This is a genomic window from Wolbachia endosymbiont (group A) of Longitarsus flavicornis (assembly GCF_963931955.1).
GTDB lineage: Bacteria > Pseudomonadota > Alphaproteobacteria > Rickettsiales > Anaplasmataceae > Wolbachia.
Genome location: NZ_OZ008337.1, coordinates 736,936 through 761,378, shown reverse-complemented (window position 1 = coordinate 761,378; position 24,443 = coordinate 736,936). Strand labels below are relative to the sequence as shown.

Annotated in this window: 21 protein-coding genes, 3 tRNA genes and 1 pseudogene; 15 read left to right on the top strand and 10 right to left on the bottom strand. The window is 35.6% G+C overall.

What is annotated here, in order from left to right:
* Positions 1-74: 74 nt before the first annotated feature.
* The 5 genes from AABM58_RS03790 to AABM58_RS03770 all read right to left on the bottom strand — a co-directional run bounded on the left by AABM58_RS03790 (position 75) and on the right by AABM58_RS03770 (position 6,374).
* Positions 75-617 (bottom strand): hypothetical protein, encoded by a 543-nt coding sequence (locus AABM58_RS03790; RefSeq protein WP_338406394.1) that lies wholly within the window; start codon positions 615-617, stop codon positions 75-77.
* A 109-nt stretch (positions 618-726) separates the two neighbouring features.
* Entirely contained in the window at positions 727-1,257 is a 531-nt protein-coding gene (locus AABM58_RS03785; protein WP_338406393.1) for a phospholipase D family nuclease, read from the bottom strand.
* Positions 1,258-2,109: 852 nt separating this feature from the next.
* Positions 2,110-2,961, bottom strand: coding sequence for a ParB/RepB/Spo0J family partition protein (locus tag AABM58_RS03780; protein ID WP_338406392.1), 852 nt, complete (start codon positions 2,959-2,961; stop codon positions 2,110-2,112).
* Positions 2,958-3,800, bottom strand: coding sequence for a ParA family protein (locus AABM58_RS03775; RefSeq protein ID WP_006280226.1), 843 nt, complete (start codon positions 3,798-3,800; stop codon positions 2,958-2,960). The genes AABM58_RS03780 and AABM58_RS03775 overlap by 4 nt, the downstream gene beginning before the upstream one ends.
* A gap of 90 nt (positions 3,801-3,890) precedes the next feature.
* Positions 3,891-6,374 (bottom strand): response regulator, encoded by a 2,484-nt coding sequence (locus AABM58_RS03770; protein WP_338406391.1) that lies wholly within the window; start codon positions 6,372-6,374, stop codon positions 3,891-3,893.
* 160 nt (positions 6,375-6,534) lie between these two features.
* On the opposite strand from AABM58_RS03770, the gene hemF reads away from it, so the two are divergent.
* The 7 genes and pseudogenes from hemF (at position 6,535) to sucD (ending at position 10,991) form a co-directional block, all read left to right on the top strand.
* Positions 6,535-7,359: an oxygen-dependent coproporphyrinogen oxidase gene (gene hemF, locus AABM58_RS03765; RefSeq protein ID WP_265026170.1), complete on the top strand. Its 825-nt coding sequence runs from the start codon at positions 6,535-6,537 to the stop codon at positions 7,357-7,359.
* Between the two features lie 104 nt (positions 7,360-7,463).
* Positions 7,464-7,535, top strand: a tRNA-Glu gene (locus AABM58_RS03760).
* Positions 7,536-7,563: 28 nt separating this feature from the next.
* Positions 7,564-8,252 (top strand): annotated as a pseudogene (locus AABM58_RS03755) (16S rRNA (uracil(1498)-N(3))-methyltransferase).
* Positions 8,253-8,461: 209 nt separating this feature from the next.
* A tRNA-Pro gene (locus AABM58_RS03750) sits at positions 8,462-8,535 on the top strand.
* A gap of 199 nt (positions 8,536-8,734) precedes the next feature.
* Positions 8,735-8,935, top strand: a complete 201-nt coding sequence (gene rpsU / locus AABM58_RS03745; RefSeq protein WP_006279819.1) for a 30S ribosomal protein S21 — start codon at positions 8,735-8,737, stop codon at positions 8,933-8,935.
* A gap of 37 nt (positions 8,936-8,972) precedes the next feature.
* Complete coding sequence (gene sucC, locus AABM58_RS03740) at positions 8,973-10,112, top strand: ADP-forming succinate--CoA ligase subunit beta (RefSeq protein ID WP_338406390.1); 1,140 nt, start codon at positions 8,973-8,975, stop codon at positions 10,110-10,112.
* A gap of 3 nt (positions 10,113-10,115) precedes the next feature.
* Positions 10,116-10,991, top strand: a complete 876-nt coding sequence (sucD, locus tag AABM58_RS03735; RefSeq protein WP_065094448.1) for a succinate--CoA ligase subunit alpha — start codon at positions 10,116-10,118, stop codon at positions 10,989-10,991.
* An 8-nt stretch (positions 10,992-10,999) separates the two neighbouring features.
* Here the strand turns inward: sucD and dapF are convergent, their stop codons facing one another.
* Positions 11,000-11,788, bottom strand: a complete 789-nt coding sequence (gene dapF / locus AABM58_RS03730; RefSeq protein WP_338406893.1) for a diaminopimelate epimerase — start codon at positions 11,786-11,788, stop codon at positions 11,000-11,002.
* The gene (locus AABM58_RS03725; protein WP_338406892.1) at positions 11,769-12,356 is read right to left on the bottom strand and encodes a nitroreductase family protein; all 588 of its coding nucleotides are present in this window, start codon (positions 12,354-12,356) and stop codon (positions 11,769-11,771) included. The genes dapF and AABM58_RS03725 overlap by 20 nt, the downstream gene beginning before the upstream one ends.
* Before the next feature lie 77 nt (positions 12,357-12,433).
* Here AABM58_RS03725 and AABM58_RS03720 point away from each other — a divergent pair.
* The 7 genes from AABM58_RS03720 to petA all read left to right on the top strand — a co-directional run bounded on the left by AABM58_RS03720 (position 12,434) and on the right by petA (position 18,866).
* Positions 12,434-13,226 (top strand): IS5 family transposase gene (locus AABM58_RS03720; protein ID WP_338405927.1). Its coding sequence is split into 2 segments (ribosomal slippage): positions 12,434-12,697 and positions 12,699-13,226, totalling 792 coding nucleotides; the frame shifts between segments, so codons are not numbered across the junction.
* An 81-nt stretch (positions 13,227-13,307) separates the two neighbouring features.
* Positions 13,308-13,835 (top strand): biotin transporter BioY, encoded by a 528-nt coding sequence (locus AABM58_RS03715; protein WP_264723819.1) that lies wholly within the window; start codon positions 13,308-13,310, stop codon positions 13,833-13,835.
* A complete protein-coding gene (locus AABM58_RS03710) occupies positions 13,832-14,221 on the top strand; it encodes a DUF1284 domain-containing protein (RefSeq protein WP_338406389.1) in 390 nt (129 codons plus the stop codon). Before AABM58_RS03715 ends, AABM58_RS03710 begins: the two co-directional genes overlap by 4 nt.
* A gap of 168 nt (positions 14,222-14,389) precedes the next feature.
* Entirely contained in the window at positions 14,390-15,265 is an 876-nt protein-coding gene (locus AABM58_RS03705; RefSeq protein ID WP_338406388.1) for a tetratricopeptide repeat protein, read from the top strand.
* 81 nt (positions 15,266-15,346) lie between these two features.
* A tRNA-Val gene (locus tag AABM58_RS03700) sits at positions 15,347-15,419 on the top strand.
* A 52-nt stretch (positions 15,420-15,471) separates the two neighbouring features.
* Entirely contained in the window at positions 15,472-18,180 is a 2,709-nt protein-coding gene (gene gyrA / locus AABM58_RS03695) for a DNA gyrase subunit A (RefSeq protein WP_338406387.1), read from the top strand.
* 86 nt (positions 18,181-18,266) lie between these two features.
* Complete coding sequence (petA, locus tag AABM58_RS03690; RefSeq protein ID WP_338406386.1) at positions 18,267-18,866, top strand: ubiquinol-cytochrome c reductase iron-sulfur subunit; 600 nt, start codon at positions 18,267-18,269, stop codon at positions 18,864-18,866.
* An 18-nt stretch (positions 18,867-18,884) separates the two neighbouring features.
* Here petA and priA read toward each other — a convergent pair whose 3' ends face one another.
* Complete coding sequence (gene priA / locus AABM58_RS03685) at positions 18,885-20,888, bottom strand: replication restart helicase PriA (protein WP_338406385.1); 2,004 nt, start codon at positions 20,886-20,888, stop codon at positions 18,885-18,887.
* Positions 20,889-20,988: 100 nt separating this feature from the next.
* Between priA and AABM58_RS03680 the strand changes: the two genes are divergently transcribed.
* Positions 20,989-22,614, top strand: a complete 1,626-nt coding sequence (locus tag AABM58_RS03680; protein ID WP_338406384.1) for an ankyrin repeat domain-containing protein — start codon at positions 20,989-20,991, stop codon at positions 22,612-22,614.
* Positions 22,615-23,377: 763 nt separating this feature from the next.
* Here the strand turns inward: AABM58_RS03680 and ccmA are convergent.
* Positions 23,378-24,001 carry a heme ABC exporter ATP-binding protein CcmA gene (ccmA, locus tag AABM58_RS03675; protein ID WP_213862934.1) on the bottom strand — a complete coding sequence of 208 codons (624 nt, stop codon included), beginning with the start codon at positions 23,999-24,001 and terminating at the stop codon, positions 23,378-23,380.
* A 3-nt stretch (positions 24,002-24,004) separates the two neighbouring features.
* Entirely contained in the window at positions 24,005-24,436 is a 432-nt protein-coding gene (locus AABM58_RS03670; protein ID WP_338406383.1) for a hypothetical protein, read from the bottom strand.
* Positions 24,437-24,443: the final 7 nt, after the last annotated feature.

Genomic DNA, 24,443 nt, shown 5'->3' with positions numbered 1-24,443 from the left:
CCAAACCCATTTTATTATTAAAGCAGATATTTATACACTTTCCCTCAGAATCTCTTCATTGAAAAGCTACTCTGTTAAAACATATTTTTAAATTTTTGCCAAAACCCTGGTTTACTATCATTAACCTTTGTAAATGTTACATTTAAATTGTATTTCGGATCATTTGGCACGTCGTATTTAATGCTAAATGTTGAAACTTTATCGTTATTGTAAATATTCACATCATCATATGATAGCTTCGTTGTGTAACACTTTACATGCTTTTGTTTATCATACACTAGATCACCTGACTCTCTTTCTAGTTCTACAAATTTCGTTTTTTTCTGACATTCCTTTATTTTTATTAAATCCTTATCTAGTGATATTGAAACTGGCAGCGTATTTCCAGCGTATTCTTTAGCTAAAAGTTCACTTTGAGGATACATTTTTATTTCCCTGCCAAAATGTGAGTCTATGAAATTATTGCTCCAAAATTTATCGCCAGAATGTACGTATTCGTCAGTAGCATACGGTACACCACCATAACTGCATTGAACTTTATAATCTCCAACACCGTTGTTTTGAAAAAAATCGTGAATGGCAGTGTAGCTACCGGCAGCATCATTTATGTAATCCATTACTTTATTCCCTAAACTTTTGGTTTATTATATCATAATCATTATGCCAATCAATCAAAAAAGCTCTTCCTTGCTGTTTTTAGAGCTGATTTTAAGCAAGTGCTCTTGATTAGTTGGGAGCATATTTATAAGATTGTGACATTCGTGCCTCCCAGTTTTTCACATACTGCTGAATCAATTCAGGATAATCTGTAATAATTAATAAATTTTCAGCATTTCCTTTTTTAGCTGTCTTACTCATGTTAAACGACCCTGTGATAACTTTTTGATTATCAACAATCATTATCTTATTATGAGCAATTTTTGGCTTATCATCGATCCAAACTGGTACTCCACCTGAAAATAATTCATTTATAACACTATATTTTGAGTAGAGTTGCGATTTATCTAAAATGACTTTAACATCAACGCCACGTTCTTTAGCATTGATCAAAGATTTTGCAATTGTTCCAAGAGTAAATGTATATTCTTGAACTAAGATAGATTTTTTAGACTGATCTATTACGCTGATTATCGGCATAGCACAGTCTTCTCCAGGTGAAAAGCAAACCGTAGCTTTTGGGCAGGGCGAAAATATAAAACCCGCATAGTAATACAGAGAAAAACACATTAACAAGAATAAAAAGTGAAAAAGCCTCACAACAACCCACCCCCGGATATACGGCGATAGGCTACATCATAATTTAATCACCTGTCAATAGACTTCTTGCATAGTTTTTGGCAACAACCGTTAGAAACGAAAAAACTTACTTGACACCCTTCGCCAGCCCCCTTATCATGATAGTGAAGCTATTGTATTTGCTTTCGCCAATCTGCAGATTAAAAGGTAAGGATTACTTAATGTATCGGCGTCTTATGTTCAATTTTTTGCAGTATATAGATACTGTATGTCTTTACAAAACTTCATCTACATCTAGATTTTTATCTAAATAAGCTGAACGCGCTTATAAAGCGTTACAAGACATCAAAAAATGCCAATACTCGACAGAGATAGTAAAAGACTAGCTAACTCGGGGATTCTTTGTCTTTTTTTCTGCTTAGTAAATTTCTTAAACATTTGCAGCGTAAGTTAGTTGCAATTAAAAGCAGCTTAATCTTGCTTGTCAAGCGTTTAAAACATAAAAAACGCCAATATTTTAAAGCGGATAATAACCCCAGGGCTTCTTTTGCCTTTTTTTTCATTTGGTAAATTTCTTAATATTTATGGCTAAAGATTGCACGAATGTTGCAATTACAAAAACGATTTCTACTAGGGTGTCACGCACTGGGATGACACCATTCTTTTTCCTGGATCCAAGTAGTCAGGGCACTGGGATGACAGCTACCCTGACAATCGTCATCCCGCTGCTTGTTAGCGGATACCGCGGCGGTATGACGTAGAAGTTATACTTTTATGCTTACCAACTTAATAAAATTCCTGGATTCCAGTGTCAGCTACTTTCATGACACCAACAGTTGATATTGGTTTGTTGCTTTGCTAGCCAGCTACTAGCTATACCTCAAGGTTTCTATTTAAAATTTTCAATATCAAATCCAATTCACTGAGATTGTTATACCGTATCATAACTTTACCCTTAGAATTGTTGTCATTAATTTTGATCTTTAAACCAAGTTGAGAGGATATAGCGCCTTCTATTACCGTCATATCTTGATTTCTAGTATATCTCTGCTCTTTTTGGTTGTTGCCTTGATGCAAATCTTTTATCAATTTTTCAGTTTGTCTGACGCTTAAGCCTTGAGAAACTATTCTTTCTGCAATACTTTCCGCATTTTCAACATTAATCAACGCTCTTGCATGACTCATAGACAATTTTTTCTCATTGATCATTGTTTTCACCCTATCAGGGAGCAACAACATCCGAATCATATTGGTTATGTGGCTGCGGCTTTTGCCTATAGCTGAAGCTAATTCCTCATGTGTATAGAAAAACTCATCTATCAGTTTTCTGTAAGCTTCACCTTCCTCTATTGGATTAATATCTTGCCTTTGTATGTTTTCAATAATGGATACTTCCAAGCATTCCTTGTCGCTCAGATCTTTTATGATAACCGGTGCACTATCAAGATTTGCAATCTTGCTTGCTCGCCAACGACGTTCTCCAGCTATTATTTCATAACCATCATCATTTGAATCTTTGCGTACCACGATAGGCTGTATAATGCCACTTTTCTTTATCGAATTTGCAAGCTCTCTTAATGACTCCTCGTCAAAATGTTTCCTCGGTTGAAATTTGCTTGGGTGCAGCAATGAAATAGGCAAATACTCTTGTCGATCTTCTTTATTATCATAATTATCGCCTATGAGGCCGGCAAGACCTCTGCCGAGGCGTCTATCATCCTTCATACTACGCCCTCGCTTACTAGTTTCTTCTCCTTACAACTGCTCGCGTGCTTTTTTAAAATTTCCCTTGCCAAACTTATATATGCTTGTGCACCAGGACACTTAAGATCATACACAATAGCGGGTTTTCCATGAGAAGGCGCTTCTGATAACCGTACGTTACGTGGAATAACAGTCTCATACAATGGGATGATAGTTTTGTATACTTTATCATTTAAATACTGGCAAATATCGTTTTTAATCTGTTCACTGAGTTTGTTGCGCCTGTCATACATTGTTAACACTATCCCTTCTATTGCCAAAAAAGGGTTTAGGTTATTTCTTTTTATCAGCTCTACAGTTTTAACTAAATGGCTTAATCCCTCCAAAGCAAAAAATTCACACTGAAGAGGGACAATAATAGAATTAGCAGCAGTCAAAGCATTTATGGTTAGAAGCCCAAGTGATGGAGGGCAATCGATGATTATATACTCATAATTATCGCGTATCTTCTCTAATGCGCTTTTTAGCACAAATTTTCCTCGCTCAAGTTGCGATAATTCAATTTCTGCAGCTGATAAATCAACTACTGACGAAATTAGTGATAAATTTGGAATTTCCTTTATATTGAAAATTGCCGATTCTATCAATTTATTTTCGCTGCTTAGTAGTATTTTGTATATATTTTTTTCTTCCCTACTACGATAAGAAATCCCGAGCCCGGTGCTAGCATTTCCTTGAGGATCAAGATCTACCAATAAAGTGCTTTTTCCCACAGCAGCAAAGGCTGTCGATAAATTTATACTAGTTGTGGTTTTGCCAACTCCACCCTTTTGATTTACTATTGCAATAATCTTGCTCACGCCTTTTATCTTATGTATAAAATAATTCTATTGTATATATGCAAGAAACTTTTGCATTAGAAAATTTTTTTGTTGTTAACCACACTAAAATTAGACTGTCTTTTTTGCTTTGTGTAACACACTTTGAACCTTGTTTCCTAATTCATTCAGAGTGAATGGTTTTGGCAAAAAGTGAAAATCTTCTATATTGATGTCATCACTCTTTAAAAAAGCATCTTCTGCATACCCAGAAATAAAAATAACGTTGATATTTGGCCTATGGATCAATGCTTCTTTAACTATTTCTGGGCCGCTCACCTCTGGCATGATTACATCAGTGATTATAAGATCTATATGTTGACTTTTTTTACTGATTATTTCTAGCGCCTCGCTGCCTATGCTCGCTTCTATTACATCAAATCCTTTTCTTTTGAGTGCTTTAGAGATGAATTCCCTTACTGAATCTTCATCTTCGATTAATAAAATTATACCATTACCTTTAATTTCACTTACTACCGGTTTTTCTGTTTCTTCACTATCTTCCTCTCTATCATTTTCATCTGATATGTAAACCATGGGCAAAAATATGCTAAATTTAGTTCCATGATTTACTTTGCTAGCAACATAGATGTATCCTTCAGTTTGTTTAATAATGCCATATACAGTAGAGAGGCCAAGACCTGTACCGGAAGCAATATCTTTAGTAGAAAAAAATGGATCAAAGATCTTTTCAGTTGTATCACTCGTCATTCCACATCCAGTATCAATTACTTCAATCACAACATAATTTCCATGTTCAATCGCTTCCTTGTCTGGAGAAAACATATCCTGAGGTGTAGAATTTAATGAGTCAATCTTTTGATTAAAGGTTCGTATAGTTAATTCTCCGCCCTTTTCCATAGCAGCACTAGCATTGACTGCTAAGTTAAGTATAACTTGCTCTAATTGCCCTTGATCAGCCCTAACAGCACCCAAGTCTCTACCATAATAAATATTAAATTTTATATTTTCACCTATTAATCTTTTTATCATTTCATAAAGATTAGCTATAGTATTATTTACATCAATAATTTTTGGCTGCAAGGTCTGTCTTCTTGAGAAAGCAAGCAATTGTCTTACTAAATTTGATCCACGCTTTGCATTTTGCTGTATCTGTATTATATCTCCAAAAGATGGGTCACCAGCTGAGTGTTGGAGTAAAAGCAAATCGCAAAATCCTATTATCCCAGTCAATATATTGTTGAAATCATGCGCAATACCACCTGCTAACTGCCCTATAGCTTGCATCTTTTGATAATGCTCAAGCTTTATCTCTAGGTTTTTGTGTTCAGTATTGTCAATAAAATAACAAAGTATGAAGATCATTTTATTATGAAGAAACTTATTGAAATATATTTTTATGTTATTACCGCCGTTGAGCTGTACATCAAAGGACGCATTATTTATTCTATTACTCGAAAAATATTCACGTATTTTCACATGATAACTATCCAATATCAATGTAAAGATTGAATTATTATCTGACCCTGCAAGCTTTATTAGTGCCGTATTTTTCTTTACAAAGTTGCCGTTTATGTCACATTGTGCAATAGCAATTGATGAATTTGCAAAACAAGGGTGTAATTGATAATCAACAAGATTTGATTCGGTTGGTGTTATAAAGCCATGTATATAGCTATGGTTGTATTTATCACAAAATATAGCAGTACTCATATAAGCCTTGAATGGAATACCACTTATAGTAAAAAACAAAATTTCATTATCGGTTATTGTATTGTTATATTTAGATTGAGATATAAAATCACTGATTGAGCTACCTTTTTCCAGTTTTTTCAGTTCAAATATGTCTAAAAATCTTTTATTTACAGATAAAATCACTCCTTTGGCATTTGCAATGTAAGTTCCTATACTGTGTTTTTCTATTAACTCTTCATATACCTGCTCCTTGTTTATCTGTGTCGCTTTTAACACAAAATACCCATCTGGCCTTGCTATTGGCACTAATGATAAATTTAAAATCTTATTACTATTTATAGCAATTTGGGGATTATCTGGTATCGGCTCAAAGAGCAAAAGAAAGTTAGATACTCTATTCTTCTTGTTTAAGGAAATGCATACCTGTACAGAAGAGTTATTTTTTAGTGCATGATAGAGTACTTTTTTGTCTGCTTCTGAAACATCTCCTATTTCAAGAATCTTGCCTAACGTAATGTCATCATCTATTATATGATCTTTAAACCTTTCGTAGAACCTTGCATCAGCATAAATAACACCCTCATTTTTATGTAAAATAAGGCAAAATTCTGTATTATGATTTAGTGCATTTGCAAATATTGCATTTTGAAATTCTATAGTATTAAGTAGATATCTGTAGCGTTTTACATTATATATCATAAAGAGAGTTGTTAGAATGCTAACTAATAAATTAATCTCTATATTAATATGCTGACTATATATATCAAAAAAGTAGAGTATCGATATTACTACTGGAGGTAAGAGCATAATAACTGCCATCACAACAATTGACATTCCATAATTTCTTAGTATGAAGTCAACCCTGTTCTCTTTTTTGTTATCTATGTATCTTTTATTCATTATTGTTACTTGGCATTGTTGTACATACGAAAATGTTTTATTATATTGATTTAATTATTATAGATTTATTAACGTCTTTGATAGATAATTATCATCCAAATCTAATTAAGTTCCTTAAATATCAGATATAACAATGTTAATAAGCTAGCGAGAGGGTATTATGGAAAAACAAAGAACACAAGCATTTAAATGGTTCTGTGCACTAAGAGATAAGATTATAGAATCTTTCTTATTAATTGAAAAACAATCATCCGCAGAGCCAAAGATCGAAAAGAGAAAGTGGGATCGCCCAGGTGGTGGAGGTGGTGAATCTACAATTATTTTTGGTAATGTTTTTGAAAAAGTTGGAGTAAACGTTTCAAAAGTACACGGAAAATTTGCAGATTCAGCCATCAATGAAATTCCTGGTGCAAGTGAAAGTAACGGAGAGTTCTGGGCAAGCGGTATATCTTTAGTGTCTCATATGCAATCGCCCCTTATCCCTGCAGCGCATATGAACACAAGGCTGATATATACTTCAAAACAATGGTTTGGTGGAGGAATGGATTTTACGCCGATATATAAAAATGAAGAAGATTGCAAGTATATTCATGAATTAATCAAAATGACATGTGATAGATTTGACACCGGATATTATCCAAAATTTAAAGAGCAATGTGACAACTATTTTTTCTTACAACACAGAAAAGAGCCGCGTGGCATTGGTGGTATTTTCTATGATAATCTGAGTTCTGGCAATTGGGAGAATGATTTTGAGTTCACAAAAGCAGTAGGTGAAGCCTTTTTGGAAATTTATTTGCACATCATACGTAAACATATACAAAAATCTTGGACAAAAGAACAACGAGAAAATCAATTAATAAAACGTGGCAGATATGTAGAATTCAATCTGTTATACGATCGTGGCACAAGGTTTGGTTTGATGACTGACGGCAATCCAGATGCAATTATGATGTCAATGCCACCACTTGTTAAGTGGGTGTAAATCACTCTTATTACAAATTGGGATTTCACAAAAACTGCTTGTGTCATAAAACAATTGAATTGACTTTGTGTGCATAATCAATATAACTTAAATTAATTTACATTGACTCTTTCGTCTAGTGGTTAGGACACCACCCTTTCACGGTGGTAACACGGGTTCAAATCCCGTAAGAGTCACTCAAATAGAATATAATTAAAGTTTTAAATGGGAAAAATTAGGCTTTATGTTGAAGAAGCTTTATCACAAGGCGTGAGTTTAGCACTTAATCCACAACAAAGTCACTATATTTGCAATGTAATGCGGCTTAAGAAGTATGATAATCTCTCTTTCTTTTTAATGGAAAGGATGGAGAATGGTTAGGAGAAGTAGTTAATATATCGCGCAAATTGACAAAAGTCACACTCAAAGAATGCACTAAACAACAGCAACATGAGGAAAATTTATACTTATATTGTGCCATGGTAAAAAGTGGTGCTTTAGGCAACATAGTAAGACAGGCAACTGAAATGGGAGTAACCTGCATTCAATTTATTTCAACAGAACGTACAGTGGTAAAAAATATTAACCTAAGTAGAGCAAAATTACAGGCAATCGAAGCTGCGGAACAATCCGGTAGGATGAGTATACCAGAGATTTTGCCTCCTATTAACTTTTGTGAGTTACCTGATTCCCAGAGTAAAAATTTTGTTTTATGTGATGAAACAGGTAAAGCTGATAAAGTGCTGAAAGGCAAAAAAAATGTTGCTATTATTGTTGGTCCTGAAGGTGGTTTTTCATCTTATGAACTTAATCTTGCCGATAAGTTTTGTCAAAAATTGAGTCTAGGAAAAAGAATTTTAAGGGTTGATACTGCTGTAGTTGCTGCATTAACTTTCACCAATTGGTGTAGCTAGATTTTTAAATATGGCTAAGATAAAGAAATCTGGTTCAGTGTTGCGCGCACAAAAACTCTGTAGACTCTCTACGAAGCAGTCTGTTGTTAAAGAGGAGCTAATAAAAAACATATTCTAAGATAATATTAAATCTCGTATTATATTTTTTCTAAAGTAAACAAATGAATCTTGCATTTTGCCTGAGTTATTGATACTCTGAGTAAAGAAGTCGGGGCGTAGCGCAGCCTGGTAGCGCATTTGGTTTGGGACCAAAGGGTCGGGAGTTCAAATCTCTCCGCCCCGATGTTAGTATAATTGTAAAAACGCTGTAACATAAGAGCAATCTCCATCAGTAAGCAAGTAGCTGATACTGGAATGACATTATTTACCATGTAAATTATGGCATATTACATTTTAACGCTCAAGTTTATAAAATAATTGACAATGTTAATTTTCTAATTTATAAATAGATTTTGAAATGATTACCGAAGGAGGTATAGAGTTTGATAGAAGTATCAGTCCATTATGGTGATGTAGACAGAGCTCTTCCAGTATTGAAAAAAACAATTCAAAAGGAAGGAAGAGGGTTGAAAATGAAAAAACAATATCATGAAAAAAAATCAGAAAAAAGAGCTAAAAAGAAAGCTGAAGCTAAAAAAAAGAGGTACCAACAAGAGTGCAGAAGGCAGCGTTATGGTTGGTAGTTTGTACTCAAGTTAATAGTTTATCATTGGTTATTTTATGAATATTCACGAATATCAAGCGAAAGAAGTTTTGCATAAATTTAATGTTCCAGTGCCAAAAGGTTTTGTTGCTACATCTGCGGAAGAAGTAAAGACTCAAGTAAGTCAATTAAAATCTGACGTGTTTGTAGTTAAAGCTCAAATTCATGCAGGTGGTAGGGGTAAAGCCGGTGGCGTAAAGCTAGCAAAGTCAGCTGAAGAAGCTCAACAGTTTGTAAAGGACATGATTGGTATGACTTTAGTTACTCATCAAACAGGGCCAAGCGGGCAGCAAGTAAGAAAAGTGTACGTTGAAGAAGGCTCAAGCATTAAGAAAGAGTATTATTTAAGCCTGGTAATCGACCCGAAGCTCAGTAGGCCAATATTCATATTTTCCTCAGAAGGTGGAATGGACATTGAAGAAGTGGCGAAAAATTCTCCCGCAAAAATTGTGAAATTTGATATTGATTCTGCTACAAGTTTTGATAGCAGCAGTTTTCATTTGAGTCCAGAACAAATAGAAAAAATAACAAATGTTGCAAAAAATATATATGATGCGTTTATTGCAACTGATGCGAGCCAAATTGAAATTAATCCACTGGTTGAAACAAGTTCTGGAGATTTTATTGCGCTCGATGCGAAAATTAATTTCGATGATAATGCTTTATATCGTCACCCAGAAATTATGGAACTTCGTGATTATGATGAAGAAGTGAAAGAAGAGATAGAGGCTTCAAAGTATGGGCTCAGTTACATCAAAATGGATGGCAGTATTGGTTGCATGGTAAATGGTGCAGGTCTTGCTATGGCAACAATGGATATAATAAAATACTACGGAGCAGAGCCTGCTAACTTTTTGGATGTTGGTGGTGGAGCGAGTAAAGAAACTGTAACTGAAGCATTTAAAATCATATTGTCTGATAGCAACGTAAAAGGAATTCTGGTTAACATATTTGGTGGTATAATGCGTTGCGATATTATCGCAAGTGGAATTGTTGCGGCTGCAAAAGAAATGAGCATTAAAGTTCCTCTAGTGGTTAGATTATCAGGTACTAATTTTGAAGAAGGAAAAAAAATCTTAGAAGAGTCAGGATTAAATATTATTGCTGCAGATGAACTGGGTGATGCTGCGCAAAAGATAGTAAAAGAGGTAAAATAAAGCATGTCCGTTTTAGTAAACAAAGATACAAGATTAATATGCCAGGGTTTTACTGGTGCACAAGGTACGTTTCATTCAGAGCAAGCTATTGACTACGGGACGAAAATGGTTGGCGGTGTAACTCCTGGAAAGGGTGGTAGCACTCACCTTAGTTTACCGGTTTTTAATACTGTAGCAGAAGCCAAAGAAAAAACCGGTGCAAATGCTACAGTTATATATGTACCTGCTAAATTTGCTGCTGCTGCAATACTTGAAGCAATAGATGCAAAAATAGAATTGATAGTTTGTATTACAGAGGGCATTCCTATACTTGATATGGTGAAAGTTAAGCGCGCGCTTGTTGATTCAAAAAGTCGATTGGTTGGTCCCAACTGCCCGGGAATTATTACGCCTGAAGAGTGCAAAATAGGAATTATGCCTGGCCATATCCATAAGCGTGGACACATAGGAATTATGTCTCGCTCCGGAACTTTAACTTACGAGGCAGTAGCACAAACAACCGCTGTTGGTCTTGGTCAATCCACATGTATCGGAATTGGGGGGGATCCAGTTCATGGTATGACATTTGTTGACTGTATGGAGCTCTTTTTAAAAGATGACGATACTCATGGTATTGTAGTTATTGGTGAAATAGGTGGAAACGAAGAAGAAGATGTATCACATTTTGTGAAAACAGAAAAAACTAAAAAGCCAATCGTTGGTTTTGTAGCAGGCCAAACGGCACCTCCAGGAAGACGTATGGGACACGCTGGAGCAATCATCTCTTCCAGTGGTGGAAGTGCTGGTGCAAAACTAGAAGTTATGCGGAGCGCCGGGATTGCAATTGCTGAAACCCCTGCAGTGATTGGTAAGAAGGTATTGGAAGTAATGCATCACTAGAATTGGGGTCACAAAAACCCTATATCACCGGTCATGAATACGTTATTTGCCCATTCGATTAATAACTTACCTCCTGGTAAATCTACTGAAGTCTGTTGGGCAGTCAGATATCCACGTAGTGTGGATGCAACAAGTGCCGCACAGGCTGCACTACCGCATGATGCAGTAATGCCTGTACCTCTTTCCCAAACTCTTAAAGCTATTTCTCCAGACTTTTCAACTTGTGCAATACTAACATTAATTTTCTGAGGAAATAATGCGTGATTTTCTAGCTTTGGTCCTAAACTTTGCAATGGTATTTCATTTACGCTATCAACAAAAAAAACTATGTGAGGATTACCAATATTTACTGCAACAGGATCTTTTAGCATTTCAAGCTCTATAGGTAAGTGAAGAGTGTCACACTCAGTAGACAAGGGAATTTTATGCCATTTTAGCAAAGGTTTACCCATGTTAACCTTTATGGATTTATCACCCACTTTAAAACACTCTAAAATGCGTTTGTTTACCAGCTCAATAGTGATATACTCAGCACCTTTTTCTGACATTAGCAAATATCCAACGCAACGTGCTGCATTTCCGCACATTTCAGCTTTGCTACCATCAGCATTATAGATATGCATAAAGCAGTCTGCAGCATTAGACATTGTTATAATTATCACTTGATCACAACTGCTTTGATCAGCAATTTGTCTATAGTTCCAGTCTAAATTGTTTGTTGAACGTGAGTCTATAATAACAAAATTATTGCCAGTACCATGCATCTTGATAAAATTTTCAGGACCTTGGCCACTCATCATAAAAAAATATTTCTTCTATTGGTCTTCTTTTCTTCTCCTTGATTTCAGCACCCTCTTCTTCGTAACCAACCGCTATCACTGACATTACGTTAAAGTCATTGGGTATATTGAACTCTTTCACTATTTTATCTCTATCAAATCCACCCATTTGATGGGCCATTAAGTTCATAACTGCAGCTTGTAACATAAGTCCATAATTTGCTGCACCAGTATCATGATTAGCCCAAAAATTTTCACCTTTGTCAGATTTACGGAAATTCTTAGCGCTTAGAGATATAATTAGTATTTGTGCATCTTTTGCCCATTTTTGATTAGATTCATCAAGGCAATTTAGCAGCTTTTCCCATGCGCTTTGATTGTTCTGTTTGTTGCATATTACGTATCTCCAGGGTTCATCACCAAAACATGAGGGAGTCAGCCTTACAGCTTCCATTAAAATATCCATGTCTTCCTGAGATATTGCTCTTGTAGGATCGTATGAACGTCCGCTGTGTCTTGCTTTCATCAACGATAATAGATCTTGTTTACTCATCATTTTTAATTTAATAGTGCATAAATAATTCATTGTAGCACAATATAAGAACCTGTACATGATCTCAAGAAAGGAATAAACTAAGAGATAATGTATATAAGTTAGGATATATGAGGAGTTTATACCCAAGTAATATAAGTCGGGAAAGATTTGAGATTATATTACCAGATCTAGAGTCCTGTAGAAAAAAAACAAAACCAAGAAAACTTGATTTGTATGATGTATTTTGTGGAGTGTTATACGTTCTGAAAAGCGTTTGTCAGTGGAGAATGCTACCAAAAGAGTTTCCAAAATGGCGCAATTGTTACGACTATTTTAAGAAGTGGAGTGAAAAACCAGATGCAAATAAAGAAAGTGTTCTGGAGCTGGTGTTAAAAAAAAATAGTTGGCGTAGTCCGACAAAACAATGGTCGGAAAGAAAAAACCAGCTTCTGCATAATTGATGCACAGAGTGTAAAAAATGCAGATACTGCTGAAGAAAAAGGCTACGATGCAGGCAAAAAGATTTCAGGAATAAAACGCCATATTGCAGTAGATACGCAAGGTTTGCCACATGCAATTTATGTAACAACAGCAGAGATAACTGACCGTAGCAGTGCTGTGAGAATGGTAGAAAATGCAAAAGAAAACCTCTCGGGAGTTAAAAATGTACTGGTTGATGCAGGCTATACGGGAGAGAATTTTGCAACACAAATAAAAGCAACTATTGGTGCAACTGTTGAGGTAATAAAACGCAGTGAATTACATACCTTTGCTGTATTGCCAAAAAGATGGGTTGTAGAGCGTTCTTTTGCTTGGTTGGAAAAATGTAGACGGTTATGGAAAAATTGCGAGCGTAAACTCAACACCAGCTTGCAAATGGTAGTTCTTGCTTTCACTGCTTTGTTCCTCAAAAGATTATGAACAGGTTCTAAGCAAAATTTAAATTGCAAAACCTCTCATACACATATATTACATTTAATAAGTTATTTTTATTGGGAAGGTATGTTTATAACACAATCTAGCAGTAGATCAACACTGGCTGAAATATTGTCTTGCATTTTACTTTTATTCTTGATGGCTCAAATAAGCATACCATTGCAGCCTGTGCCTATCACATTGCAAACTTTAGGAGTAATGCTTATTGGGCTTAAATTTAACCGCAGAACAGCATTCTATTCTGTGCTTACATATCTATCACTTGGTGCAGCAGGATTGCCTGTTCTTGCGAATTTTTCTGGTGGTTATCACATTTTTCTCGGACCAACAGGTGGATATTTAATTGGCTGTTTAGCTGCCGTTATGGTAATGAGCAAAGTAAATGAATTACTGAACTCTAAGTATAAATCATTTGTGTGTAACTCTTTAAGTTGTCTGGCTGGTACAGTTATAATCTTTATTTGTGGTGTTAGTTGGCTTGCTGTTTACTTGGGTCTGAGACAAGCAATAATGGTGGGTGTTTTACCATTTATCCTTCCTGGTTTGGTAAAAATTTTTCTACTTGTAGCGGCTTTGCAATATTTGAAAAAATGATAAAGTTTCGCCCTCATCATTTCATGTGCACCCTCGCGTTTCGGGGATATGGGTATTCTCAGGGTTTTGTAGAAAATTATAAAAAGATAGCAAGTGAAGTGGTTAGTACTCAAATCGAAGTAGTTGGCAATCTTGATAGTATTTGTAGTGCTTGCCCAAACCAGACTAAACAAGGTAAATGCACCACACAAGCTAAAGTTTTAGAGCTAGATAGAAGGCATATGGAAATTTTAGGAATTAAAATTGGCGAGACTTTGACCTGGAGTGAAGCGGTAGAAAAGATTAGAGAGAAAATGTCTTTAAAGAAATTCGAGTACGCATGTGAAGGGTGCAGCTGGAAGCCATATGGAATATGTAAAAATGCCCTTTTAAATCTACAAAGGTAGTTGACAAAATGTTAAGATAAATTGAAGCATTTTTGTGGAAATAAAGCGAAATATGGAAGACAAAAGATAAATGCCTTCTGAAAAGCTACACAGCATGTTCGTCCCGCTAATTAATAATATCTTTATTATTGTATGAGATAGGTAATTTAGCATTTATGAATTTGTAATGTGTTACGCATAGCTCAAAGAAATAAGGTTTACTGGTTACACGCTGCAGCCAATGCCACAACACTAGGACCTATGTTTATCTGCATGTTAATTTGCGTTGTGATTTTATGGAGGTCTTCTGTTACCTATGCTAGTGAAAATTTGGAGATACAAAAGGCCTTTGATAGTATTGTCAAGCATATAAAAGCTGATAAAAAATATAAAGATCTTGATGTTATTGAGAGAAAAAGTGACAAATTTAATATCAAAATTTCGCAGAATTCTGGCAAGAGTTTTGACATATACTCTACTTTAAAAAAAGCAAAAGATTCCTTTGAGTTAGGAGATAATGAAACAGCTATTTCTCTCCTTAATCAGATTATCGCAAAGTTTCCTTATCATAAAAATGCTTTGATTGGACTAGGGAATATTTATTACGCTAATAAAGAATACAAAAAAGCTGTAGAGATTTACACAAGACTGTTAAAAGAATACCCTAGTAACCCTTACATATTAAAAAATTTTCTGACGATAATCTCACAATATGATCCTGATCTGGCGTTGAGTGAAATGTTAAAATTGTATGATATACATAAAAATTATGCTCCTTTATTAGCAAATTTAGGTCTGATTTATATGAAAAAGGAGGATTATGTAAAAGGTAAAGAGTATATGATAACTGCTATTTCCCTTGATGAAAACAATATTTTTTATACCTATAATTTAGCTGTTATTCTAGATAAACTTTCAGATTTTAAAAATGCTACAATATTCTACTTAAAGTTGTTGAACATGGCTACAACTTCGAAAGATGTGAGTGAAAAAATACCTTTATACAAAGTGACAGCAAGACTAAAATTTATAAAACTTCACAGCACGCACCCAAAGATTTCATAAAAGCTTATAGCTTACCTAAATCTAATTTATCGCTATTTTTGTTTACAATAATAATATTGAGCTATAGAATTAGATCTAAAGGGGCAATTAGCTCAGCTGGTAGAGCATCTCGTTTACACCGAGGAGGTCGGCAGTTCAAGTCTGTCATTGCCCATTTGCTTAACTGAATGTTAGTATTATTAATTACTTCAATTAAAGTATAGAAAATGCAGGATAATATAGTACCAATCTCAATAGTAAAAGAGCTGGAAGATTCTTATCTCTCCTACGCAATGAGCGTTATCATAAGCCGGGCTATACCTGACGTGCGGGATGGATTTAAACCTGTTCATAGGCGCATATTATATGCAATGTCGAGAGCTGGATTCGATGCCGGTAAGCCATATAAAAAAGCGGCTCGTATAGTTGGGGATGTAATGGGGAAATATCACCCACATGGTGATGCAGCTATTTACGATTCCTTGGTCAGGATGGCTCAAGATTTTTCTCTTCTTTTACCACTTGTTGATGGGCAAGGTAACTTTGGTTCGATAGATGGAGATCCACCAGCTTCAATGCGATACACAGAAGCAAGACTTCAAAAAGTGTCGCACTTTTTACTGAATGATATTGATGAAGATACAGTTGATTTTAGGCCAAACTACGATGGAAATGAAACAGAGCCTGTTGTGTTGCCTGCAGAGTTTCCGAATCTATTGGTAAACGGTGCAAGTGGTGTTGCAGTTGGTATGGCAACCAATATTCCTTCTCATAATCTTGGAGAAATAATAGATGCTTGTATATTATATGTAGATAATCCTGAAGTTACTTTGGATGAGTTACTTGAAGTGATGCCAGGGCCGGATTTCCCAACTGGGGGAACAATTCTTGGAAGGTCTGGAATAAAATCAGCATTTGCAACTGGTCGTGGATCAATTGTTGTGCAAGGCAAGACTCACATAGAAGACCTGCCACAAGATAGGCAAGCAATAGTGATTGATGAAATACCTTATCAGGTAAATAAAGTAAAATTAATTGAGAAGATAGGTGAGCTTGTAAAAGAAAAAAGAATTGATGGTATAACAGAAATTAGGGATGAGTCCGATAAGTCTGGTATTAGAGTAGTAATTGACCTCAGAAGAAATGCTGAAGCAAGTTTTATACTTAATCAAATATTGGGACTAACTCCACTAAGAAGTAGTTTTAGTGTTAACACTTTAGTACTCAATAACAACAGGCCTGCTTTGATGTCGTTAAAAGAAATCATAGCTGCTTTTGTTGATTTTAGAAAAGAAGTACTAATTCGAAGAACAGAATTTCGTCTAAGAAAAACGAGAGAAAAAGCTCATATATATATAGGGCTCTACATTGCGGTTCTCAGCATAGATGAAGTGATAAAAATCATCCGCGGTGCAAAAGATCCTGCGGAAGCAAGTAGAGAACTTTTAAATAAAGAATGGAAAACTTCGAATGAAATCAACACTATTATTGAGTTGATTTCAGATAGCGCAAGCTTTTTGAAAGATGGAGTGTATAGATTAACTGAGCTACAAATTAAAGCTATCCTTGATATGAAACTGCAGCGTTTAACAGGCCTTGAAAAAGACAAATTAGAAGCTGAGCTAAGTTCAATGATCAACCTGATAAAAGAATATATCGCTTTTCTTGGCTCAGAAGAGAAGTTGATGAAAGAAATAAAAAACAATCTACAAGAAATAAAGAACAGATTTGCTGTGCCGCGAAAAACTTCAATAGAGGAATCAGATACGGACATTGAAGCTGAAGATCTCATTCCACAAGAGGATATGGTGATAACCGTAACTATGAATGGTTATATCAAGCGTGTGAAACTTTCTCACTACAGAACTCAGCGTCGTGGTGGAAAAGGAAAGCTAGGACAGGGATTAAAAGAAGAAGATGTAATTACAGAATTATTTGTGACAAATACTCACACTAGCCTCTTATTCTTTTCTAATATTGGCCGAGTCTATAGATTAAAGGTTTATAAGTTGCCTCTTGCAGAACCAACTGCACGTGGAAGAGCGCTTGTTAACATATTTCCGCTTAGCGATGGTGAAACTATAACTAATATAATGCCGTTGCCAAGTGAAAATGACGAAAATCAAAACATAGTTTTTGCTACTGCCTATGGAAACATAAGGCGTAACTCTTTAGCGGACTTTCACTATATTCCAAGCAATGGAAAAATAGCAATAAAGCTCGATGAAGGAGACAAATTAATATCGGTTAAAGTATGCAATGCAATTGATCATGTTTTTCTTTCAACAAGATTCGGCAAAAGTATCAGATTTGTTGTAAGTGATGTGCGTCAATTTAAGAGTCGCAATTCAGATGGCGTAAGAGGTATCAAACTTGCAAAGAATGACAGCGTGATATCCATGACCATATTAAATGGGATAGGTGTAGCAACAGAAACAAAAGAACTTTACTTAAAAGTTCCACTTGCAAAAAGACTGGGAACTGCAATTAATAACTCCATTGATTCTAAATTGGAAAAGACTTTAAATGATTTAGGAATAGATAACGAATTATTCTTAAAACTTGCAGTGAATGAGGAGTTTATATTAACTATTACCGAAAATGGCTTTGGTAAAAGAACTTCTGCGTATGAGTATAGAATAACTAACAGGGGTGGTGTTGGTATCACCAATATTCTTACTACTAGCAGAAACGGTAATGTTGTTGCTAGTTTTCCAGTTGAGCAGGGTGATAATATAATGCTTATTACAGATAAAGGAAAGTTAATTCGTATTTCAGTAAATGATATCAGAATTGCAGGGCGTAGCACTCAAGGAGTCACTCTGTTTAAAACAGAGAGTAGAGAAAAGGTGGTCTCAGTAGCGAAAATTGAAGATCCTGATTCCACTGAAGATAGTATTTCTGAAGTTGAAAACTCTATCTCTTCTCAACTGTAGTACAGGTTAAACAAAAAGCGCAAGTTTTTGTTGATTAATACGCAGTATTTAAATTAAAATATATACTTATGGCTAAGTAAAGATCGATGGACAAAAATTTAACTAAAAATAAAAAACCACTGGCAAACAAAGAGGATAAAAAAACACCTCCTGTTAAAGATCTTACTAAAAATAAGAGTAGGAGAGATTTTATAACATTAACTACATGCGCTATGGCAGGTATAGGAGCTGCAAGTGGACTTTGGCCACTGGTTAAGTCTATGAATCCTTCTGCTGAAGTTCTAGCAACTTCCACAGTGGAGGTGAATTTGTCTGGAATTCAGGAAGGACACGGAGTAAAAGTAAAGTGGCAAGGTAAACCAGTATTCATTCGTAGACGCACAAAGCAAGAAGTTGAGGTTGCAAGAGCTGTGAATGTAAAGAACTTGAGGGATCCTCAGTCAGACGAGCAAAGAGTATGCGAAGGAAAAGACGAATGGTTAATCATGATCGGAATATGTACACATCTTGGGTGTGTACCGGTTGACCACGCTACAAGAGATGGTAATGGTTGGTTCTGTCCTTGCCACGGTTCATATTATGATACATCAGGTCGAGTAATTGGGGGTCCTGCACCGAAAAATATGGCTGTACCTGATTATTTTTTTCCCAGTGAGAATGTTGTGGTAATTGGCAAGAAGGCTTAACGAATATAAATAAACTCGTTAAAAAAAACTCACAGGATCAACATCTATTATCACTGCAATACTCGAATTCAAGTTACAATTTTTAATCCAATATTTCAGCTTTTTTTGTATGGATAGACTATGCTTATTGTGTATTTTTAATAATACCCTATACCGATACTTATTATTTAAAAAATTTATCGCTGCTGGTGATGGGCCAAGAATTTCAAATTCCTTTTTGTCTACACCTACATTTTTTTCCTGGATACAAATAGTTGAGCTACTTGAATGACAGAGAAGAGATTTTACTATTTCATTCGCTGCTTTTTGTGTTGCAATCTGATTCTTACCACAGATTATAAGCGCTATTAATCTGCTAAATGGTGGCATTTTGGCTTCGCGTCTTGACTTAAGTTCGATTTCATAAAATGAGTCTCTTTTTTGATGCAGCAATGCTTTTATTATTGAACTTTCAGGATTATTGGTTTGCACTATTACCATTCCTTTTTCATTAAACCTTCCTGATCTGCCTGCAACTTGGTGCAATAATTGATACGTCTTTTCCGCTGCTCTCAAATCAGAATTTTCGAGACTCAAATCTGCATTCATTACTCCAACCAAAGTTAATTTGGGAAAATTGTGCCCTTTAGCAATTATTTGTGTGCCGATTATAATGTTCACCTCTTCTTTCAATATCAAGTCAATTACGTTACTAACCGACTTCTGATCGCTGCTTATCATCGCAGTTTTTGCGTTTGGTATTAATTTCACCATTTCTTCAAGCAACCTTTCAATTCCTATGCCGTAGAGGGACAATGGCTGTTCACTTTGGCAATTAGAGCATTTCTCTGGAAGTTTTAATTGATAAGAGCAATGATGGCACAAAAGAGCATTTTTTTTCTTGTGATATGTAAGCCAAACAGCACAATTTAAGCAGGAAATTTTATATCCACACTTTTTACAAATTGCCAGTTGTGCATACCCTCTGCGGTTTAGAAAAAGCATAACCTGCTGTTTTTTCTCTATGGTTTGTTTGATGCTTTCAAAAAGCTCAGAGGAGATCCATTGCTTGTTGTTCCTCATATCTACTACTTTAATGAGTGGCAATTCTGCACCACCAAATCGTTTAGTTAGCTTTACATGATTGTAATTCCCGTTTTTAACATGATGAATCGTTTCAAGCAGTGGAGTAGCTGATGATAAAATAATCGGAATATTTTCAAATTTGGCTAAGATTATCGCCATATCTCGAGCATTATATATAATTCCCTGTTCTTGTTTAAAAGATGAGTCGTGCTCTTCATCAACGATAATCAATTTTAGGTTTTTATAAGGCAAAAAAAGCGCTGATCGTGCACCAATAATTATCTGCGCATTTCCACTTGCTATATTGAGCCAATTACTTCGGCGAGTTTTTGGAGTGAGCCTTGAGTGCCATTCAACTAAGTTTTTTGATATCTGACCGCGAACACGATTTACCAATTGTGAAGTTAAAACAATTTCAGGCAAGAGGATTAAAATTTGTGCACTGTTTACAGTCTCTACCAATTTTGCAACTACGGATAAGTAAACTTCCGTTTTTCCAGATCCTGTCTCACCATCAAGCAAAGTCACTGAATACTCATTCAAATTGCTGATTATTTTATCACTAGCTACCTGCTGTTCAGGGCTTAATTGGCAACTTATTTCACTTATTTCCTGCTTCTGCTTAGCACAAACCAATTTATCTATGTGATTTACTTTTAACACTCCCCCCATTATCACTTTGGCAAGCATACCAATAGGTATTAAGTTATACTGCGCAACCCACTCTGCAAATGCGATCAATTTTGGTCTAATATTTGGTAAATCGATTTTTTGCTCAATAAATTTTAATTCTCGGTTACTTTTATCACTGTATTTCCAAACTATTCCGATCAAGCGTTTTTTGCCAAATGGCACCACTACGTAATCTCCAAGTAAAATCTCAGTATTTTCCTCAATTGCATATGAAAATAACTGATCAATTGGAAGTGGTAGTAATACATCAACTGTTCTTGTCATAGCAGCCTAAGTTTAGCACTGTTTTGAAAATATTCGTTTGATTTTTGTGGGTTAAACTGGTATAGTATTATACTAAATTAATTTGATTGGGGGAGTGAGTATGATTCCAAAAACACGTAAAGAGGCATTCAAAGTATTAGGATTGTCAGAGAGTGCAAGCACAGAAAAGATTAAGAAGACATATCACGAGCTTGCATTGAAATGGCATCCCGACAAATGGTCAGATAAAAGCCAAGAAGAGCAAAAGACAGCAACAGAAAAGTTTAAAGAAATATCAGTAGCATATAAAATATCAATAGGCAAGATAACTGAAGAATTCATTAGCCAACAGCCTAATGATGATTGGGTTGATGAGTGTATGGGAGGCATTTTTGGATCACACTTAAATGGTATAGAAATTCATTTATTCATTGCTCTTGCAGGTAGATCTTTGAAAGAAGCGGAGTTATTATTACCAGAAATTACAAATCCTAATATAAAGAGTCGACCTGGTAATGTTAGTATTGAGGACAAAGCACCATTACATTATATTGTGAGAAATGCTTGTGATAAGCCTAACGGTGGTTGGGAAGTACTTCTTGAGAAATTTTTATCATCAGATAATGATACAGGAACAGGTGTAGCCATAAATTTGATGCTCCCACAGAAAGAATTTGTAGATGTTAATATTGGCGATCAAACAGGTACTACCCCTCTTCACGTGGCTTCAAAGTACGGTCGTATGGACTTGATACAAGTTCTTTTAAAATATGGAGCAGATGTGAATAAGCTGGATAGATTGTCACACAGTCCATTATATCAAGCTGCTAGTGGTAACCATGTTCAAACTGTAAAACTGCTTTTAGAGCACAAGGCTAAAATTAGTAATGGTGAGAGGTTTCTTATTCCTGGTACAATTCTTTATGACCTTGCTGAAGGGAAATATAGTGCAGAAGTGACAACAATGCTTTTAGACAGAGCTTCTACCGAGGAAAAGAATAAAATATTTTTAGTGTCTTGTAGGATAGGCAAGGTTGAGCTTGTAAGCAAGCTACTTTCTGAATATAGAGTTAATCCTAATCTGATATCGGTAGATGGGTGTGCAACTATTTTGCAAGATATATGTCAATTCAACAAACCTAATTCTGTTAACATCGCTAACCTTTTATTACAAGCAGGAGCTGAGCAAACGCTAGTAGTAGGAAAGTGGCCAAGTGCATTAGAAATTGTTCAACAACAGAAAAACAAGGAATTTATAGAATTATTTGCTCAGTATAAAAATAAAACAGGTTCACCCGTACAACACACTAATAATCATTTCCAACCAACTTTAGGACTAGGAGTGCAAAGTGCTCAGCCACCTATAACAGATAATAAGAATCATCATTCTCCACAAAAACAACCTTTAGGGGGAGAGTGGACAAAAGAAAATAACAATAATTCGCACACAAAACAAAATACTCAGTCACTACTTGTAGTAGACAATAAAATACATGATTCCTTACAAAAACAATCTTCAGAAATTTCTTCGAGAGGATGGACAATAGGTTTAGCATTATTATTTGGTGCTGTAGGAGCTACACTAGTTGCAATAGGAATTATACCTGAGATTATTGCTATCGGAGTAATTGCAACTGCTGTATTATTAGGAATTGCAGGTGCAGCATTAGGTGGAGCAGTAGGATACCTTACGGACATAGCAGTAGACAAATGTTGTAATAGTGAAGCTGTTATGAAAGCTGCGTAACTAATGTCGTTCGAATAGCTCGTCTAGACATGCTTTTTCTGGGTCCTAGTATTGTGTGCACAACTGCATGAACATTGCGATTTGAGAGCAACTTTCACTAGGAAGGGTGTCATGCAAGTAGCTGACACTGGTTCCTTTATGACGGCAGTGCCCAGACACTGGTTTTCATCCAAGACGGTGTCATCCAAGTAGCCTCCCTCCCCTGTCATCCCAGTGTCAAGCACTGGGATGACACCCTACTTAACCGTCATACCGCGATTCATTCGCGGTATCTCTTAACATAGATCCCTTACTTAACCGTCATACCTTAACATAGATCCCGCTAACACGTAGCGGGATGACGAATTACTTAACTGTCATACCGTCACGGTATCTCTAGATCCCGCTAACAAGCAGCGGGATGACGGTTGTCGTTTAGCCATAAACATTAAGAAATTTACCAAATGAAAAAAAAGGCAAAAAAACCCCCGTAGTGCGAGTTTTGACTCTCTATTACTGTAAGTGGCGCTGTAAGTGGCGCTGTAATAATGTGCTAACGCTTAAAATAAGCGCGATTTGGCTGAATGTAGAAAAAATAAAAAAGACATGCAGCCGCTATAATTTTATGTAATCCGCCAATAAATACCCTGAGTTTTTTACTGAATTTTGTCATTGAGCCTGCAGGTCAAAAACAATGAGTCATAAATACCCTTAATACTATAATAAGGGGGCTGGCGAAGGGTGTCAAGTAAGTTTTTTCGTTTCTAATGGTTGTTGCCAAAAACTATGCAAGAAGTCTATTGAAATCGCGTATATCGATCGTTGTAAAATCACACAATTGCTCTGTAGAGCTATGCCCTGTAATAATTACTATACCATTTTGCTCAGAGCGTATTGAGATTAGGTTCAGCACTAATTCACACGTTGCACTATCAAGATTACAAAATGGTTCATCTATCAGCCAAACGTTTGCATTAGAAATCAAGAGGCGAGCAAGCGCAACTCTTCTTTTCCAGCCTGCAGAAAGTTCGCCATATCTAATATTAAGTACAGGTTGCAACTGCAAGCAACAAATAGCTGCCACAATCAATTCTCTAGTATTTCGTATTCCTGCCCAGAATTCTACGTTTTGAGCAACAGTTAAGCTATCTTTACAGGCATTCTTATGGCCTATATAGACCATAGAAGGTATATAGGATTTTGGATCATCATATATGTCTTTTCCGCAGTGCCTTATATTGCCTGATACCGGCGGTAAAAGTCCAGATAAACTTCTAATTAAGCTGGTTTTACCACTACCATTTGGACCAGTGATTAGAATCTTTGATTTTAGCTCAGCTTTAAAACTGAGATTCTTAAATAGTACCTTATTATTACGAGCGCAGGATAAATTTTCACATTCAAGCATGGATTATCTGCCCTTCCCCTTATGTTTACCTTGAGTTGAAGCCTGAGCCTTAACAAACAGCTCCCAAAATCCTTTCTGTCCGCCTTCTCTATGTATCAATTGTGCAAAACGCTGCATTAAGCCATTACCCATCATAACCATCTTTGTCCATTTACCTACCGGTTTTGCTATGTCAACTATTTCTGGATCTTCTTTATAAACTTGCACATCTTTTTGCTTCTCACGCAGTATTTCATGTTGTTTCATCAACTCTTTTTGCTTATTTTTTTGATATAATTCATTGAATTTTCTGTCTTCTTCCCACTCTTCTTTAAGGACTTTTATAGGAAATATGATTTTTCTAATGCGATTTTTGTATATTTTTCTCAAAAAGAGAAATACTTTGACTATAGCAAGTAATGCTATACTATATATAATGATTTGTCCGAAAGACATTTTCTGT